We start from the raw sequence: 17,368 nt of genomic DNA on the forward strand, positions 1-17,368 counted from the left end.
TGTGTCGCCGCGATTCATGCATTTCCCTATGCCTTCGGTTCCGCTGCTGGTGAAGCGTCTCCGGGTTCCATCAAGGGTTTGAGCGGATCAAAATGCGTGTTCTGATAAATAAAGTTGATCCAGTTCGAATAGAACACCTGAGCATTCGCCAGCCAGCTGCAGCGCGGTTGTTTCGACGGATCATTGTCAGGGAAATAATTTTGAGGCATCTCCACGGGTATGCCCATCGCGATGTCCCTGCGATACTCATTTCCAAGGGTGTCACGGTCGTATTCTGGATGCCCCTGCACAAAGACTCTTCTTCCGTTCTGACTGGCAATCAGGTGTGTGCCCGCAGTTTCGCTCTCGATGAGAATTTGCAAGTCCTCGACGTTGGCAACCGCCTCCGTCGGAATGCCTGTCCACCGGGAATAGGGGATATTGACATCGTCATCCATGCTTTGCGTCAGCATGCAGCCGTGTTCGTGATGCACGCGATGCGGAAAGACCCCCAATCGCTTGGTTCCGAGATTCACCCGCTTGATCCCGTAGTGGATGTAGAGTCCAGCATGCGATGCCCAGCATCCATAGATGGTGGAGGTGACGTGCGCATCAGCCCACAACACAAAATCCTTGAACTCTTCCCAGTAGCGCACCTGCTCAAACTCATAGTGTTCCAGATTTGCCCCGGTAATGATCAACCCGTCCAGACCGATTTCCTTGATCTCCGAGAACTTCACATAAAATCTCTCGAGGTGATCTCCCGCCGACGCAGACTTGTGGTTGTCAAAATACACCAGGTATGGATTGATCTGGAGCGGCGAACGCGCCAGCAGGCGCAGATACTGAATCTCCGTTGCCTCCTTGGCTGCAGTGGGCATGAGGTTGAGGATTCCAATATTTTGCGGTCGGATGTCCTGACGCTCCGCCCGGGACTGTGGGATCAGCGGAACCCGTTCCTGTTCCAATACCCGGAAGGCGGGCAGTGCTTCGCGATGTGAGACAATCAATGGCATGGCTCCGTTTTAGCGTTAACGAATTTCTCCTTTTCCAAAAATCAAGAACTTGTAGGTGCAGAGTTCCCGCAGTCCCATCGGTCCTCGAGCGTGCAACCGGTCCGTCGAAATGCCAATTTCGGCTCCAAATCCAAACTCAAACCCATCGGTAAAGCGCGTACTGGCATTCCAGTAGACTGTCGCTCCGTCCACCCCATTGAGGAATTGCTCAGCTACCTTCGCATCTTCCGTCACAATGGCGTCACTGTGTCCCGATCCATAGGTGTTGATGAAGTGGATTGCCTGCTCGACAGAGTCCACGACCTTGACCGACAGAATCAGATCGAGATACTCCTCGGCATAATCTGCTTCACAGACTGGTTTGCAGGGCAGTCCCGCCGATTGCAGCAACGATTGCAGGGGGGCGTCGACACGGAGTTCCACACCACGCTCTACCAGACGTTTTGCGATGGCCAGCCCGTGTGATTCGAGAACCTCCCGGTGCAGGATCAGGTTTTCAATCGCATTGCAGACTCCCGGGCGTTGACACTTCGCATTTTCCGCAATCTGAACCGATTGGTCCAGATTTGCTTTTTGGTCCACGTAGAGCGAACAGACACCCGTATAGTGCTTGATCACCGGAATCGACGAATTCTCCACCACAAAGCGAATCAGGGCATGTCCACCACGCGGAATAATGCAGTGAATGAAGGCATCCTGCTTGAGCAATACCTGCATGGCTGCACGGTCCGTCGTGGGGATCAGAGCAACGGCGTCTGCGGGCAGGTTCAGGTCGAGCAGTGCATCGCGAATCAGGGCTGCCAATACTTGATTGGAATGGAAGGCTTCCTTTCCACCTCGCAGGATGCAGGCATTGCCTGACTTGAGGCAGAGTGCGGCACAGTCAATCGTCACGTTTGGACGGGATTCGTAAATGATGCCAATGACTCCGATCGGTACCCGCACTTTACGAATGTCCAGCCCCTGCGGTGGTTGAAGGCGTTCGATCTCTTCTCCTACCGGATCCGGCAATGCGGCCACCTGGCGCAATCCCTCCATCATCTGATCGATCCGGGCATCGTTTAACCGCAGACGGTCGAGCATCGCTGTGGAAAGTCCCTGCGCCTGACCCGCATCAATATCCTTTTGATTTGCTTCGCGAATTTCACTGCGGCGCTCATTCAACAGCTCTGCAATGCGATGCAGAACGGCATCCTTTCGATCACGAGGCAGCGCGGCAATGGGATAGGATGCTGCCCTCGCAGCCTTTGCCATCGCCACAACCTGATTGGCCAATTCGTTCGAAACTTCTTGAGACATAGATGCAACAGCATGCCCATTCACGCTACAGAATCAACTTCATTTCTGGGAAGCAGGCTTGTGCTGCAGCTGTGCTTCCATTACGATAGACGTTGTTATGGAATCCAACATACCTACTCCACCCGAAACCCAATCTCAATCCGGGACCGTATCTGCGTCGGAAAACGAAACCCTGTTCGCCTGCATCACACACCTGATGCCGCTTGCGGGCTTTATCCTGCCCGCACTGGGAACCCTGCTGGGACCCATCCTCTGGTGGGCGCTGATGAAGGACAAATCTCCCTCCGTGCGCGACCACGGTCCGGAAGTCATCAACTTTGCGATCAGCTTCAGCATCTACTCACTGGCTTGCATTCCACTTGTATTTCTGCTCATCGGTATTCCGCTGTTGCTGGTGATCACGGTGGCCGTGATTGTCCTGGCAATCATCGGTGCCGTCAAGGCGGCCAACGGTGAAATGTTTCGCTACCCGCTCATTCTGCGATTTCTCAAACCATCGGAAAGCCAGACATAAGTCTGCAGTAGTGGAGTGCCTGCAAGCAGTTGCTCACTGAGCGGCGGGAGCCGATCCCATTGGCATCGGGGGAATCGGACAAACCGCAAGCGGCAGGCTCGCCAGCGCATTCCCATCCATGCGCAAGTCGACTTGATAGTCACCGAAATAGGGAAATTTTACGCGTACAATGTTGAGCACAAAATTCATGGATCCTGAGTGAGCATCACTGCTGAAGTTGACTTCCACTTCACCTTTGAGCGGTTTGATGATGTCGCGTCCGTCCTGATCGACAAAATGAATTTCGAAGGAATGCGTTCCGACCTCAGCGCGACTGAAGCGTACCCGCATCGCTACGGTACAGCCCTGATAGAGTGTCGGGGTTTCTTTCACAAACACCCGGTCAAATGCACCCAGGACGTTGAGCTTGCCCATCGTGTCGGTCGCAGCATCACACAGCAAGAACGCTTCCACTTTCATAGACGATGACTCAAGTGGAAGCGCTGCAGGACTGCAACCTTTCAATCATGCCTGAGCAACCCGGACTCAACGAGGAACCGATGCATGGCTGCCAGATGGGTTCCTTCACACTTTCAGAGCAGCGAGGGTTAGTCGCCCCCGCCGCAGGACCTGCGCTCACCCTCATTTCCCGTGCTTTTCACGGTATTCATCGCTCGACCGAATGTGTTTCTTGATTTGCTCAAACGACCACCCCTCGCGAACTCGCTGCGAATAAAACTGGATGCCATACGGATCCGGCTTTCGATTGAGCAACTCCGCATAGGCAAGATCAATCATCTTTCCCACGGTCTGAGTACGGTACTCGTGACTTTCGCGAAGGTGGGCATTGACGTCCTCCAGCGACCAGTCCCGGCGTACAATCTCGCGCACCAATGTGTAGGCATCGGCATCGGGTTCACGAAGCAGTGTTTCCCGGTAGGCGGTTTCAATCAGTCGACGCGGACGATCATAGGTGTATTCGCGGCTCTTTTTAATCATGCTGCGAAGCTTGGACTCATCCCAGCGGTGACGGATCATGTCCTGCACGTAACCATCCCGTTCACGAGGACTCGGAGTGCGGTCGAGTAAATCCTCATAGGCCCGGACCACATACTTTTCATACCGCCCGCGGACCAGCTCGGGACTGCTCAGGATATCTTTCCTTACCCGACGCTCGGACCAGCCGTCATCCAGCATCAGTCGACGATATTTGCGCAGCGAGGTTTCGTCCACTTCCTGGTCCAGTTCGGTCCTGAAAATGTCGGCGATGATCCACTCGACCTCCTCGTTACCGGAGTAGCGATCAAAATCATAGGAGGCATCATCGCGGTAATATTCGCGCTGGCGTCCACGAAAATCGTCAGCGATTCGGCGATCAAGCTGAGTGCGATTATAACCATGATCGAGGCACAGATCACAATAGGAATCCATCTCCATGCGGGTGGGAAGCCGACCAAGGTGTTCTTCAAATGATGCCTCAATCCAGCGGCGGCTTTCGTAGGCATCGCGACTGGAATGACGACGGCTGTCCCGGCGATCCTGCCCGGAGCGCTCACCTGAGTGGCGGTATTCCAGCTCGCGCTTCAGCTCGGAGTAACTCCAGCGCTCCCGTTCAGTTCGATCCGCGTAATAATTGAGTTCATCCCTTGTTGGCCGACGGTCGAGCACTGCTTCAAACGCATCATAGACCACATCCTCAACCGACTGGGCGGAAACGGGAGCGACAAGGGTCAGAAGGGACAACAGGGAGAGGGTATAGATTGCAAGCGTTTTCATGGCGACAATACAGGATTAACAAAGACTTGGTACCCAAAATAGGACGAACAGTTCGCGCCATTATTCAACTATCAACGGCACTTTCTGTTTGGCCAGGCATGCTCCTGATCGTGATTTGCCAATTATCCAAAGATGCGTAGCCCGTAGGCGAGCGCGATGCTCACCAGCAATCCGATGATCACCTTGCCCGCATCCCTGCCCATCAATTTTGCGGCAGAACGAAGGGTGAGTCCATCCTTGCGATAGCCCAGCGAAAATGCAAATTCGCGACCAGCCAATAGGCCGATAAATACCCATGTCGTGCTCATGGGTACATTGCTCTGGATCTTGAAAAAATAAAGCACCACCCCATAGATGAGGTCCACGATGGTAGCTGACCGAATGTCATGTGTATTGGTCTTGGTAGTGACAATTTGCTGAATCTTGCCGCCCTTGGTGTAAAAGATGAAGCCCTGAATCGCGACCATCCAGCATACGCACAGCACGAGTGCGACCGCCGGAAGAGGGCGTGGAACGTAGACAAAAACGTTGGCCATATCCTGAATCAGCCACATGCTCCAAAGGAACGCCGTCGAACTCCACTGGGCCAAGACCCACCAGCGCGATATCCCGGTATCGCCCTTGATGCGCCAGTGTTTTTCAACCACACGCATGACCGTCAGGTAGACGATGATGGCCACTACAAATGCGAGGAAATATCCACTGACCGATTTTACCAGCATCGACCCAAGCACCGCTGGCTGGAAGGTGATCAGGATCAGGAATGACGTGCTCACTGGAAACCCAAAATACGTCAGCAGTAGCAAGACAATCGGAGGCAATACGTAATACCACTTGAAAAAATCCCTTACATCACGGTGCCCCAACATGCCCTCAATGGCTGCATCCGTTGCACTTGCGGCCTGCTCAAGCAACGCCTGCTGCTGCACATTCCATTCGGGTCGTGAGACAGACTCTCGCAGGGATTGCATCTGCGATGACCAGGTTTGCAACTGCTGCTCAAGCAGGGTATTGTCACCGAGATAAACAGTTTCAGCCCCTTTCAGCCCCTCTCGAATGGACTGAATCCAGCCCCGGACTGAAGAATCCTGGCTGACAATATCGGAAGACTCGACGGCTTGCAGCGCCTGACGGGCACTTTTAAAATCCACCATTTTGGCGTAGACTTTGTCGAGGCGATCATAGGACACATCCCCGTTGTAGTTCGCCCAACCATACAGGACCACGGCGACCATGATTGTGCTCGAGTAGAGCCAGAGCATCCACCACTTTCGGTGTGCGTTGGAATGCAAAAAGGTTCCTAGCGTCTGAATCGAGTCATTCGCGATCACCGAATAGGATGCCAACATGAACCCAACGGCGATGATGATAAGGGAAGCGTCCATAACCGCTCCAAGAAAGCACCGAAATCCCCCGCAGCTGTCAATCCCAGTATCGTTCCTTTTTTCCTTCCCTGCCGATCACTGATGGTTGCCCCAACAGGCAACCCACCAATACGTAATCACATGAATCCCGCTCAATCCGCATGAACGGGCAACCAAAACCGAAAGGTCGTGCCGCGCTCCGAACTCTCGAGGATTTCGATGTTGCCACGATGATCCCTCAGGATGCGTTTGACGATGGCCAGCCCAAGTCCAGTTCCATTGGATTTTCCGGTGAGAAAGGACTCAAACACAACCTCCCGAATGGGTTCCGGAATGCCGGTTCCGGTATCACAAACGTCAAAAAAGATCTGATGCCCGTCAGGGGATCGATGGGAGCGTATGCAGATTTCCCCTCCGTTCGGCATCGCTTCCTCCGCATTGATGAAGAGGTTGAGAAAGACCTGCTGGATTTGCCCCTTGTTGCAGTTGACCACCGCATTGTCGCTCTCGAGAAAAGTCACCTTGATCTGGCTCCGGCGCAGTTTGAATCGCACCAGCCGGATGCAGTCATTGACAATGTCGTGGGTGTTCCAACGTCCAAAGATCTGACTCTGGCTCTTTCCAAAATCAAGCACTCGCCCTACGATCTCCCCCAGATTGTCGATGTTGTCTGTCACCACTTTGATGTCCCGGTTTCTGGGATCGGATTCGGGAATGTCGAGGCTGAGGCTTTCGACCAGCAGGCGGATGACGGTCAGAGGATTGCGGATCTCGTGGGCAATCTCCGACGCAAGCGTACCGAGCGTGGTGAGTCGCTCGCTCTGGCGTAACAGATTCTCACTGTCCATGATGCGGGTGTAGAGTTTCGAGTTTTCAATCGCAAACGCACCAATGTCTGCCAGTGCCCCGAATACCTGTTTTTCCGTGTTTGAAAACCGATACGGCACGGAGGTGTATGCATTGAGAACCCCGATCACCTGTTCTTCGTAGACCAGTGGAGTACACAGCATGCCGACGATGCGATCCCGAGCATCCAGTCCGATGAAATGGTGTTCCTCAGTCTGGGCAAGATTCGAAACCTCCACAATCTTGCAATGGGTCACCGCAGCCCCCATTGAGGTCTCCTGGAGGGAGACCGTCTCGATATGCTCACGTCGACCTTCCCGGTCAATGAGCACTTCCAACTCCAGCAGATCCGGAGAACGCAGCAGGAACAGCGAACACATCTCGCAGTTGATGATGCGTCGGGCCTCTGAGGTCAGGTCCGCCAAAATACCGTCCAGTTCGAATCGGTTCGACACCTTGCCGACCATTTTCACCACGGACTCCAGTTGCTTTGATTTTGTCTTCAGGTTGACGACTCTCCAAATCCGATGGAGCACCCGAACCAAAGCATCGGCAACCACTTCGAGTTCCTCCAGATTTTCCGGGGAGAAACGGTGTGTTTTTCGGCTCTCCAGCGAGAGCACTCCCAAAGTCGTCGATTCATACCGCAGGGGGACGGCCATCACGGATCGCAGTCCGTCCACGATGCGCACATAGCGGGAATCACTTGTCACATCGTCGGAGAGCAGGCTGCGGTTGTGCAGGGCGACCCAGCCAGTAAGTCCAACCCCCATCGGCAGGGTCCATTCCCTGCAGTTATCGGGAAGTCCCACAAATGCCTCAATGTCCAACCGGTGGGTGCCCGGATTGAACAGGCTGATCGTGCCATACCCTACCTCAAAATAACGCACAACCTCCACAAGCACGGATTGCATCACTGCTTGCGGGTCTTCACTGGTGTGGATGCTCTCTCCAATGTGGTAGAGCAACTGGAGAAATCGAATATCCTGAACGTTCGAGCTCATGAAAAATGGCAGCAATCACATGGGGTTCAAAATGCGTCTTCTTTGCATACCGACCTGCAGACTCACCTGCAAGCCCGATACACCTCTGCTTCGCTCTTGGCGCATTGCGGGTGCAATGCAGGCACCACCCTCAGGCGGCGAGCCAGTTCTCCGAACTCAGAATTGCAATGAGGCGTTCGCGAATGGCTTCCAATCGCTCAGCATCAATCTTGCGCTTTCGATTCTCGTCACTCAGCAACAGAGTACCTGTGGCAATTCCATTGTTGGTCGCAATGCGCACCGAATCGATATTCAAACCTTCCTTGGAGAGCGTGCGGCTGACACGATAGAGCAGTCCGATGCGGTCTTTGCCCTGATAATCGGCCACAATCTGCCGCAACTCCTCGTCAAAATAAAGATCCACCCGCACCGGGAAAGCGGCATCAAATGGATTTTGTGCGAGCATGGATGCCTTTTTCTGACTGAGTTCATACTGCTCACGAACGAGTTCGAGCGCTTTCTCTCCCTGAACCAATATCGTTTCAATCGAATGTTCGAATGCAGCACGGACCTGCTCACTTTCGACCAACCCTGATTTCCCATGACTGACATAGAAGGTATCGATCGCAATGTGGTCTTCTCGCGAAATCGCGCGGGCTTTCAGAATGTTCATGCCCGCAGCACTGATGGCACCCGCAAGTTTGTAAAACAGTCCCGAGCGATCCCAGGTGACCACCGTGATCACGCTGAATCCACCCACAGCATCATCCTGCCACTCGACGACGGGCTTGAGGCTGCCCAGCGAATCCGCAGATCGAATGGTCTCCAGCAGGCGGTGCACCAGCGAAATGTGCAATTCTACATCTTCGACGCTGCGTGTTTCAAAATAACGCACAGGCAGCAACTGAAAATGTGCGTCGATCTCATCGACACCCACACCAGGAATCGCCTGATCCTTGATTTCCATTCGCGTCATGGCTGAGCGGTTCTCCGTGGTTGCATTCCCAGATTCATGGTGTTGGGGCTCCAGTTCCAGTTGTCGAATCACCTCGGAATAGATGCTCGAGAGCGTCTCCAGAGAGTGCACTTGCCAGTATTGTGCATTGCGTCCGAGGGAGTCGCAGTAGTGAAACCAGATCGAAAAACGTGCGGTTTCATGATCGTTGAGGATGTTGGCAATTTTCTGGATAAATCGAGAGTCATCAGGATCCACACGCTGCCAGAAGCGTGCCACATTTCGATGCTTGTCAATAAATGTCAGGATTCGCTTCGCCATCTCGGGTTCGACCTGCAACCGTTTCAGAATCGCCCCCACATCAGCGCCCTTTCGCATCGGAGTATCCGCCACGCCAGAGGAGAGGCCGGGAAAGCGGAGCGAAAACAACAACAGTATCCAATACAGCTCATTGAGCGATGCTCCATCTGGCGGTTCCGGCAAAAACGAACGATGGCGGTGCTGCGGATCGCACACTACCGCATCCAGTCGCTGGATCGATTTGAGCACTTTCTGATCTTCCGCATAGCGCACCATGAAATGATCGTGCTGCACCAGGCAGTGCAGCATCTCAAATTCGGGAATGACCCGCGCTAGAAACCCTGCGTTGTACATTTCCTCCAGCACCGGAAAGACACGACCGGGCTGAGTGAACAACTGGGCCAGTCGGCAGCAGAAATCCGGACGCTTCAGCAGCTTTCCGGTCAGCTTGGGCAGGTTCGCGGCAACCAGTCGCTGCGTGTCGATGGTGGGTTTAACCTGCTTTGCCTGAATCAGCTCAAACAAGCGCAGCATCGCCATCGGGTCCGCCATGAAATCGGTTTCATTTGCGACTGAGATGCGGTCACTTTCAATGACAAACCCATCCACTTCCAGGCGCTGTACTTTTTTCACCGACAGTCGGAACAGGCGTCGGCGCTTGGCGCGCGTCGCATCATAGGTCTCGAGCACGCGCTGCTCCACGGAGCGTGCCACCCTCAGGCTGTTGCGGGCGTGAAAATAATAATCCTTCATCAAGTGCTCAACCTGCTCGATGGCGTTGCCCTGATACCCAAGATTGACCGCTGCCAGTCGCTGCATGGAAAGGGTCAGCTCATCAGTCGCACGTCGGCTGTTGAAGTGCAGCTCGCTACGCACCCGCAACTGAAAATCATAGGCTTCTTCAAACTCCCGCATGTCCCTCGCAAAGAGGTTGTCGTGGGTGTAAAGGGTCTTGAATTTTGCCCGCCCATACATCAGGTGCAACAACCACTGCACACCCTGATAGTCCCGTAGCCCGCCCACTCCGTTTTTCACATTGGGTTCCGGAGCAAATACACTGCCACCATACTGGGAGCGCCGATCCTCCTGCATCTGGATCATTTCCTCCAGATAGGGACGAATATCCATGCTGTCCAGGAACCGACGATACTCCCCTTCCATTTCCTGGTGAACCGTTGCCGACCCCAGGATGCGGCGGCTTTCCAGCAGCGAATTCCGGGTCTTGTAGTCCGCCTGCGCCTCATCAATGCACTCCTTCACCGAACGCGTGCTGTGACCCACTTTAAAGCCCAAGTCCCACATCGGATACAGGACTTCGTCCGTAAGAATCTGCTTCATGGTCGCGAGCTGCGCAGAATTTGCCTTGTCTGGAAACAGAAACATGATGTCCACGTCGGACAACGGGTTCAACTCCCCACGCCCGTATCCGCCCAGCCCCAGCAGTGCAAACTGGCACGGCAGCGTTCCCTGTCGCTCGGAATGGGTCAGAACCGCCGTGCGCATGATGGATTCCAGCATCACGTCCACCAGCACTGCACCACAACGAGCCACCTGAAGACCGGAATCCCCCTTTCGATGATGTCGTGCGATCATCTGTCGCTCGAGTTTGAGGAACTGCTTGTAGGCTTTGAGCCGATCTTTTGCAGGGATCTCCGGCAATAGACGAATCGCCTGATTCGCATGATTGCGAATACGTCGATAGAGCGGGTCGTTGAGTTTCAGCATAAACGGTCAGGACTCGCTGCATTGCACTCGCGTGATTCGGAATCGTCAATCCTGTTTCCGGAAAAAAGACTTTGACAACTGCCCGTGCAATCTGGCCTAACAAAAGGGATCATGGCCATCGAAAGCAAAGCGTACCGTCCTGAAAACGTCGAATCCCACTGGTATGAAAAGTGGATGACTTCCGGACACTTTCGGGGTGTTGCAAACAACTCGCAGCCCCCCTATTCCATCGTCATTCCACCGCCAAATGTAACGGGGGTGCTGACGATGGGCCATGTGCTCAATAATACCATACAGGATGTGCTCGTGAGGGACGCCCGCCAGCGCGGTTGCAATGCCATGTGGTTGCCCGGCACCGATCATGCGGGCATCGCAACGCAGACCCGCGTGGAGCGCGAACTACGCAAATCGGGAAAGACCCGCCACGATCTCGGACGGGAAAAATTCCTCGATCTTGCGGTGCAATGGCGAGACAAACACGGTGGCATTATTCTCAAGCAACTGCAAAGTCTCGGTGCCTCGTGTGACTGGGACCGCACCGTTCACACTCTCGACGAACCCTATAGCAAAGCTGTTCTGACCGCCTTTGTGGAGTTGTTCAAGCGCGGCTACATCTACCGAGGCAAGCGCATGGTAAACTGGTGCCCCGTCAGCCTCACAGCGCTCTCCGATGAGGAGGTCATCATGAAGCCCCAAAAGGGTAAGCTCTACAAGATGCGCTATGCGATCGCGGAGTTGCCCGGAGAGTACATCCACATCTCCACCACCCGTCCCGAAACCCTCATGGGCGACACTGCGGTTGCAGTGCATCCGGAGGATCCACGCTACCAGCACTTGATCGGTAAACACGCGATTCGCCCCTTCCCTCAGGCCGAAATCCCCATCATTGCCGACACTCACGTGGAACGCGAATTTGGCACCGGGGCACTCAAGGTGACCCCGGCCCACGACAAGGCAGACTTTGAGATCGGTCAACGCCACAACCTTGAGGTCATCGACGTATTCCACCCCGATGGCACACTGAACGAACTCGCGGGTGCTCCCTTTGTCGGCATGGACCGCTTTCAGGCACGCGAAGTCGCCGCCGCAGAGTTGGAACGCCTGGGGCTGCTGATCGAAACCGAGGACTACGAAAACAATGTTGGTTTTTCCGAGCGCGCCGATGTGCCCATCGAGCCGCGTCTGTCGGAACAGTGGTTCCTGCGCTACCCCAAGGTCTCCGAAGCCAAGCGCGCGGTGCAGAAGGGCTTCATTCGCTTCCATCCCGAGCGCTGGGAAAAAACCTATCTGCACTGGCTCGACAACATTCAGGACTGGTGCATCAGCCGCCAGCTCTGGTGGGGGCATCGCATACCTGTCTGGTACCGCAAGGGAGCCGACCGCTCCCAACCGGAAAACTGGCATGTCAGTCTTGAGGGTCCCGGTGACCCGGAGAACTGGGAGCAGGATGAGGATGTGCTCGACACTTGGGCATCATCCTGGCTCTGGCCCTTTGCCACATTGGGCTGGCCCGATGATGCAGCAGCTGCACAGCAGGGGTTATCGACGTTCTATCCGACTTCCGCACTCGTCACTGGCCCCGACATCATCTTTTTCTGGGTGGCCCGCATGATCATGGCCGGACTCGAGTTCATGGGTCCGGAAAAAACCCAGCTCAGCGACAGCGAGATTCAGGAGCGCATCCCGTTCCGCGATGTTTATTTCACCGGCATCATCCGGGATATTCAGGGACGCAAGATGTCCAAGTCCCTGGGTAATTCCCCCGATCCGCTCGACCTGATTGCCAAATACGGTGCCGATGGACTGCGCTTTTCGATCCTCAACACCGCTCCCATCGGACAGGATATCCGGTTCTCCGAGGAAAGCGTCGAACAGGGGCGCAATTTCTGCAACAAGATCTGGAATGCCTGCCGTTTTCGACAGATGTCGGGTGAATCTGCTGATAATTCCTCGACCGAAGCGATCCTCGCACGCATCGCTGCTTCAACGCTTGATGAAATTGATGTGGATCTGCTGCACCGTCTGCTGCGCACCATGGACCAGGTCACGGGTGCGATGAAGGACTATCAGTTCACCCAGATCACCCATGCGCTCTACGCGTTTTTCTGGACCGATTTCTGCGACTGGTATGTCGAAGCATGCAAAACCAAACTCAAGGATGAACGCACGCGCGAAGGTTGCCTGGCCGTGCAGGATCTCGTCATCCGTGAATTTTTGCGCCTGCTGCATCCGGTATGCCCGTTCATCACCGAAGAACTCTGGCACCTGATGGAGTATGGCAGCGACGACCAGTTCCTCGCCAACAGTCCAACGCTCAGTGCAGCGCAACTGCGGGAGCAGCTGGCAGGGATTGGAATCGGCGGATTTGATGCTGCAACGGCTTCCATTGATGCCATCCGCGAAACCATCACGATCGTGCGTTCGCTCAAGGCCGAATTCAATCTCAGTTCGAATCGCAATGTTCGCTTCGTCTGCGTTGCGAACGCAGAAAGCGATTCGGTCGAAACCCATCTGACCACCCTGAAGAATCTCATCGGCATGGGTGAGGTGGCACTTCAATCTGAGGCACCCGAACAAATGCCCGCCGTCGTGACACCCCTTGGAAGCTGGTATCTTGACCTGAGTGGGGCGATTGATGTCGACAAGGAACGCGAGCGAATCGGCAAGGAAACCGACAAACTCAAGGGCATCATCCGTGGTATTGAAGCCAAGCTGGCCAACGCATCCTTTGTCGACAATGCTCCCGAGGCGGTCGTTGCGGGTGCACGTCGCCAGCTCGAGGAAAACCAGTCGAAACTGGAGCAGCTCGAAGCCATGCTCGCCAAGCTGGGCTGAGCCACCACGCTGGCACAGAAGCCTTGCCATGAACGCCAAGCATCCCGATCCGAGGGCGCATTCCATCGAGCTGATGGCTCCTGCGGGTTCATGGGAGGCTCTTACAGCAGCTATTCAGTCAGGGGCAGACTCCGTTTATTTTGGAGCTGGCAATCTGCAGATGCGTTCACGCTCGGCGGCATTTCGCGTCGAGGATATCGCAGAGGTCGTGGCCCTGGCACACGACCGTCAACGCAAGGCCTACCTCACTCTCAATACCATCATCTACGACTCCGAATTTGCAGAGGTGGATCGCATCCTCAATGCCTGCGCCGATACCCACATCGATGCAGTCATCGCGGCCGATCCCTACGTGCTCGAAGCAGCGCGTGCGCGCCAGGTGCCCATTCACATCTCCACGCAGGCAAACGTGTGCAATATCGCCGGGGTGCGCATGTATGCTACCTATGGAGATGTGATCGTGCTGGCACGGGAACTCACTCTCGATCAGATCGAGTCTATCATTCGGGAGATTGATCGCCAAAACGTCTGCGGACCACGCGGTGAACAGATCCAGATTGAGGTCTTTGCACACGGTGCACTGTGCGTGGCAGTTTCTGGTCGTTGCTACATGAGTCTCGCTCAACATGCAACGTCCGCAAACCGGGGCGACTGCTATCAGATGTGTCGCCGCAAGTACACCGTCAGCGACTCCGAAACCGGATTTCAATACGAGATCGACAACCAGTGGGTCATGTCCCCCAAGGACCTCTGCACGCTGCCAGTGCTCGACCGCATCCTCAACGCCGGCGTGCGCGTGCTCAAAATCGAAGGTCGCGGCCGTTCGCCGGACTACGTGCATACGGTGGTGTCAAGCTACCGCCGGGCCATTGATGCCTGGCAGGCCCGAACTTTCGACGAGGCATTGGTTGCCGTAGAAATGGATCACCTCTCCAGCGTCTTCAACCGTGGTTTCTGGGAGGGTGGCTATTATCTCGGTGAAAAACTGGACCCCTGGACCCGCTCCTCAGGATCCAAGGCAACGCTCACCAAAACTTACGTGGGGAAGGTGCAAACTTACTACCAGCAATCCGGCATCGCACAGGTGCTGCTGGAGGCGGGGGAATATCAGCTTGGCATACCCCTGCTGATTACCGGTCGCACAACCGGAGTGCTCGAGGTCACTCCTGAGTCGATGCAAGTGGACGACCGTGAGGCAAGCGTTGCTGCGCAACGCTCCGTCATCACCTTTCCACTTGGCGAGCGCGTCCGCGCAAATGATAAGGTCTATACCCTGACACCGTCAGTCGGATCCTGACGCGCAGGTCTGCGGATCGCAATGTCAGGAATCAGCCTCACCGCTCGCGATCAGAAAGTGCAGGCGCGCGAGTGCGGTCACCGCATTTTCGCAGAGCTGCACCGCTCCATCCTCGGCACCGTCCACAGCGGGATTGATGCGAATCACACGGGTTCCCAACGCCTTTGCGATGTCCGCACATTGACGGCGAAGGATCGGCGTGTGCGTGCCCGCACCGATCTCCAGCACGGCCACACTCGCTTCTCCTTTCGCCTTTAGCCAAGCGTCGAGGCGCTGACGCTGCTGTTCATACCGGGATGCATTCCACGTCAGATCCCCGAACAACTGAACATTCGGGCGCGCAAGTTTGCCATCGGGTCCAGTCGGCAGTGTGCCCAATGCCCGCCCGGTCTGTCCATCCACATTGAGGTCAACACCCGCACTCGACCATGGTTCCACACTGACATCCTCACAGCACTGCAACCAATGCAGGCTGCCGCGAATCTCATGAATGCGTTCTGGCAAAAATCCCGCTTGCTCAAAGTGTCCGTCCGTGTTGGTCGTGATCACAAACGCACCCTGCTCCCGTGTATCCGCCCAGTGCTTGAGGATGCCGTGACCCGTATGCGGTGGGGTGTGTCGGCTGAGCTGCAGTCGGTGGGCAAACCAGCCCCACGCCAGTTCGGGGTCTTTGCAAAACGCATGGGGGGATTCCAACTCGGCCAACTCCCGTGGCCAACCGGAGAAGGCGTTCGATGCATCCAACGCCTGTAACACCGCGTTTCCGTCCATCACTCCAGAGTCGGCATTCATGCCCGCACCCGCACCGATCACGAGTCCTTCTGCCTTAGCTATTTCGCGTGCCGCCCAAATCCAGGGATCGAATCTGTCCATTCCACTCATGTTCGGTGAGCATCCAAATCCGGCACTTGACTGGCAACTCCCAAAGCCTGAAAAAAGCGCTCGCTCGACATGCCATGGACCGCGATGCGTTTGTGCCGGGAGGTAGATCCCGCAACCAAATCGAGAGCCGAACGCGGACATCCCGTCTGTTTGCTCAAAAATCGCAGCAGTGCCTTGTTGGCTTTGCCATCTTCCGGCACCGCGCGCACCTTCACCTTCAGCTCACCCGCTTCCCACCCGATCACCTCGTCCCGGCTCGCGTTCGGAACCGCTCGAACTGGAAGCATCCATTCCGCTGTCGCATCAAGAGTCGTCACCTCTCCACTTTCGCAGCCTCACTGCATCGTGGTAAAGTCAAAACTCAGACCGCCCGACCACTCCCATTCGATGCAATTAGGCGAAATCCGAAGGAAATCTTTGTCGGATATCGCGAAGAAGCTCTGCTCATGATGAAATAGGGCAAATCAACCCCATCCCGGGATGTCTTTCCCCACCTTACGCCTCTACCATCCGATTGAAAGATTTTCAATTCTTTTGCGAACGTCGAGTACGAGGGCTACGAGGCGCGAAGCGTCTCGGAGTTCCTCGAAACGTTTTGTTCTGCCTTAATCCTTTCTGCCAGCCAGACCTTCATGATGGACTGACGCGTCACGCCGACTCTCCTTGCTTCGGAGTCCAGGCTTTGGATCATCCAGATTGGCAAATCCAGGTTCACCCGTTTCTGGTCCAGGTTGGGGCGAAGAGCCTTGTCCCAATCGAGGTATTCCGAAATGTCCTCGCCATCATCGAATTTCTTATCCAGTTCCTCTGCTTTGATAGTAACCTTTTGCTTCTCCATCTCTTGATCTCCTTACCGAAATAATTCTGATTTTCCCCTCCTGAACGGTGAATATCGCCGTCCATAGCCGTTTTTGATACTCCCCAATCAAAGCAAATCGTTCTTCATCTTCTGAACGTGCTGGAACTACCATTGGCTCGTGTCCCTCCCAAAGAAGCTTTGCCTCATCAAAGGCGATCCCATGTTTTTCCAAATTTTTCTTTGATTTCTCTGGATCGTATTCAAAATCCATTATGGTATAATAAAGGAATAATTATGGAATTATCAAATTCTTTCTGCAGAACGTCGATAGTGGTCATCCCCATGGAATCGATAACGATCACATCTGGGATGATGCGGGGGGTGTCCCATTTATTGTTGAAACTCGAGGTGGCTTGATGAGTTTGATGTTCGATTTATGGGTTTGGTGCAAGTTTCTTCCGGGGACGAGGGCTGCGAAGGCTCTGCTATCGAGAATGGGCTTAAAACTCGTCGGAGATAGCAGATACGAAGCAGCCCGGCCGTTCATGCCGCAAGTTCTCCTTTTTCGGCTCGTTTGAGGGCTTTCTGGAGTTGGTCTAAATCGCGATGCCCACGGACTCTGCGGAATCCTCTCTGGGCCAGTTGCAGTCCGCTGGCAATCCAGTGCTCGGGTTGATCGGCTTTATCGCGCCATCGGCACACACGCCCGATATGACGGCGAAGATTTTTGATCGCATTTTCAATGATGTTTGTGCTCAGAAATGTGGTGTTGAGCGTGCTGGCAACCTCCAAGCGGAAGAATGCCAGGAGTTCTTCACC

At 54.8% G+C, this 17,368-nt stretch carries 15 protein-coding genes; 3 read left to right on the plus strand and 12 right to left on the minus strand.

Annotated features, from left to right (window positions below; all coding sequences use genetic code 11):
* Positions 1–26: 26 nt before the first annotated feature.
* Positions 27–995 carry a homoserine O-succinyltransferase gene (gene metA, locus ABQ298_00760; protein ID MEQ9822897.1) on the minus strand — a complete coding sequence of 323 codons (969 nt, stop codon included), beginning with the start codon at positions 993–995 and terminating at the stop codon, positions 27–29.
* A 15-nt stretch (positions 996–1,010) separates the two neighbouring features.
* Positions 1,011–2,294: a glutamate-5-semialdehyde dehydrogenase gene (locus tag ABQ298_00765; GenBank protein MEQ9822898.1), complete on the minus strand. Its 1,284-nt coding sequence runs from the start codon at positions 2,292–2,294 to the stop codon at positions 1,011–1,013.
* Positions 2,295–2,391: 97 nt separating this feature from the next.
* Here ABQ298_00765 and ABQ298_00770 point away from each other — a divergent pair, with 97 nt between their 5' ends.
* Positions 2,392–2,808 (plus strand): DUF4870 domain-containing protein, encoded by a 417-nt coding sequence (locus ABQ298_00770; protein MEQ9822899.1) that lies wholly within the window; start codon positions 2,392–2,394, stop codon positions 2,806–2,808.
* Between the two features lie 33 nt (positions 2,809–2,841).
* Here ABQ298_00770 and ABQ298_00775 read toward each other — a convergent pair whose 3' ends face one another.
* The 5 genes from ABQ298_00775 to ABQ298_00795 form a co-directional block, all read right to left on the minus strand.
* Entirely contained in the window at positions 2,842–3,267 is a 426-nt protein-coding gene (locus tag ABQ298_00775; protein ID MEQ9822900.1) for a hypothetical protein, read from the minus strand.
* Between the two features lie 162 nt (positions 3,268–3,429).
* A complete protein-coding gene (locus ABQ298_00780; protein ID MEQ9822901.1) occupies positions 3,430–4,563 on the minus strand; it encodes a hypothetical protein in 1,134 nt (377 codons plus the stop codon).
* Positions 4,564–4,685: 122 nt separating this feature from the next.
* The gene (locus ABQ298_00785) at positions 4,686–5,948 is read right to left on the minus strand and encodes a hypothetical protein (GenBank protein ID MEQ9822902.1); all 1,263 of its coding nucleotides are present in this window, start codon (positions 5,946–5,948) and stop codon (positions 4,686–4,688) included.
* A gap of 131 nt (positions 5,949–6,079) precedes the next feature.
* Complete coding sequence (locus ABQ298_00790) at positions 6,080–7,777, minus strand: GAF domain-containing protein (protein MEQ9822903.1); 1,698 nt, start codon at positions 7,775–7,777, stop codon at positions 6,080–6,082.
* Positions 7,778–7,907: 130 nt separating this feature from the next.
* The gene (locus tag ABQ298_00795) at positions 7,908–10,736 is read right to left on the minus strand and encodes a DUF294 nucleotidyltransferase-like domain-containing protein (protein MEQ9822904.1); all 2,829 of its coding nucleotides are present in this window, start codon (positions 10,734–10,736) and stop codon (positions 7,908–7,910) included.
* A gap of 111 nt (positions 10,737–10,847) precedes the next feature.
* Between ABQ298_00795 and ABQ298_00800 the strand changes: the two genes are divergently transcribed.
* Entirely contained in the window at positions 10,848–13,571 is a 2,724-nt protein-coding gene (locus ABQ298_00800) for a valine--tRNA ligase (GenBank protein ID MEQ9822905.1), read from the plus strand.
* A 28-nt stretch (positions 13,572–13,599) separates the two neighbouring features.
* Positions 13,600–14,868, plus strand: a complete 1,269-nt coding sequence (locus tag ABQ298_00805; protein ID MEQ9822906.1) for a peptidase U32 family protein — start codon at positions 13,600–13,602, stop codon at positions 14,866–14,868.
* A 24-nt stretch (positions 14,869–14,892) separates the two neighbouring features.
* Here the strand turns inward: ABQ298_00805 and ABQ298_00810 are convergent, their stop codons facing one another.
* The 5 genes from ABQ298_00810 to ABQ298_00830 form a co-directional block, all read right to left on the minus strand.
* Positions 14,893–15,750 (minus strand): Sir2 family NAD-dependent protein deacetylase, encoded by an 858-nt coding sequence (locus ABQ298_00810; GenBank protein ID MEQ9822907.1) that lies wholly within the window; start codon positions 15,748–15,750, stop codon positions 14,893–14,895.
* Positions 15,747–16,037, minus strand: a complete 291-nt coding sequence (locus tag ABQ298_00815) for a DUF167 domain-containing protein (protein ID MEQ9822908.1) — start codon at positions 16,035–16,037, stop codon at positions 15,747–15,749. Before ABQ298_00815 ends, ABQ298_00810 begins: the two co-directional genes overlap by 4 nt.
* A 269-nt stretch (positions 16,038–16,306) precedes the next feature.
* Positions 16,307–16,567 (minus strand): CopG family antitoxin, encoded by a 261-nt coding sequence (locus ABQ298_00820; protein MEQ9822909.1) that lies wholly within the window; start codon positions 16,565–16,567, stop codon positions 16,307–16,309.
* Complete coding sequence (locus ABQ298_00825; protein MEQ9822910.1) at positions 16,545–16,820, minus strand: BrnT family toxin; 276 nt, start codon at positions 16,818–16,820, stop codon at positions 16,545–16,547. Before ABQ298_00825 ends, ABQ298_00820 begins: the two co-directional genes overlap by 23 nt.
* A gap of 272 nt (positions 16,821–17,092) precedes the next feature.
* A partial coding sequence (locus ABQ298_00830; protein MEQ9822911.1) for an IS256 family transposase occupies positions 17,093–17,368 on the minus strand: 276 nt, incomplete at its 5' end.

It is taken from the genome of Puniceicoccaceae bacterium, from assembly GCA_040224245.1.
Classification (GTDB): Bacteria; Verrucomicrobiota; Verrucomicrobiia; order Opitutales; family JAFGAQ01; genus JAKSBQ01.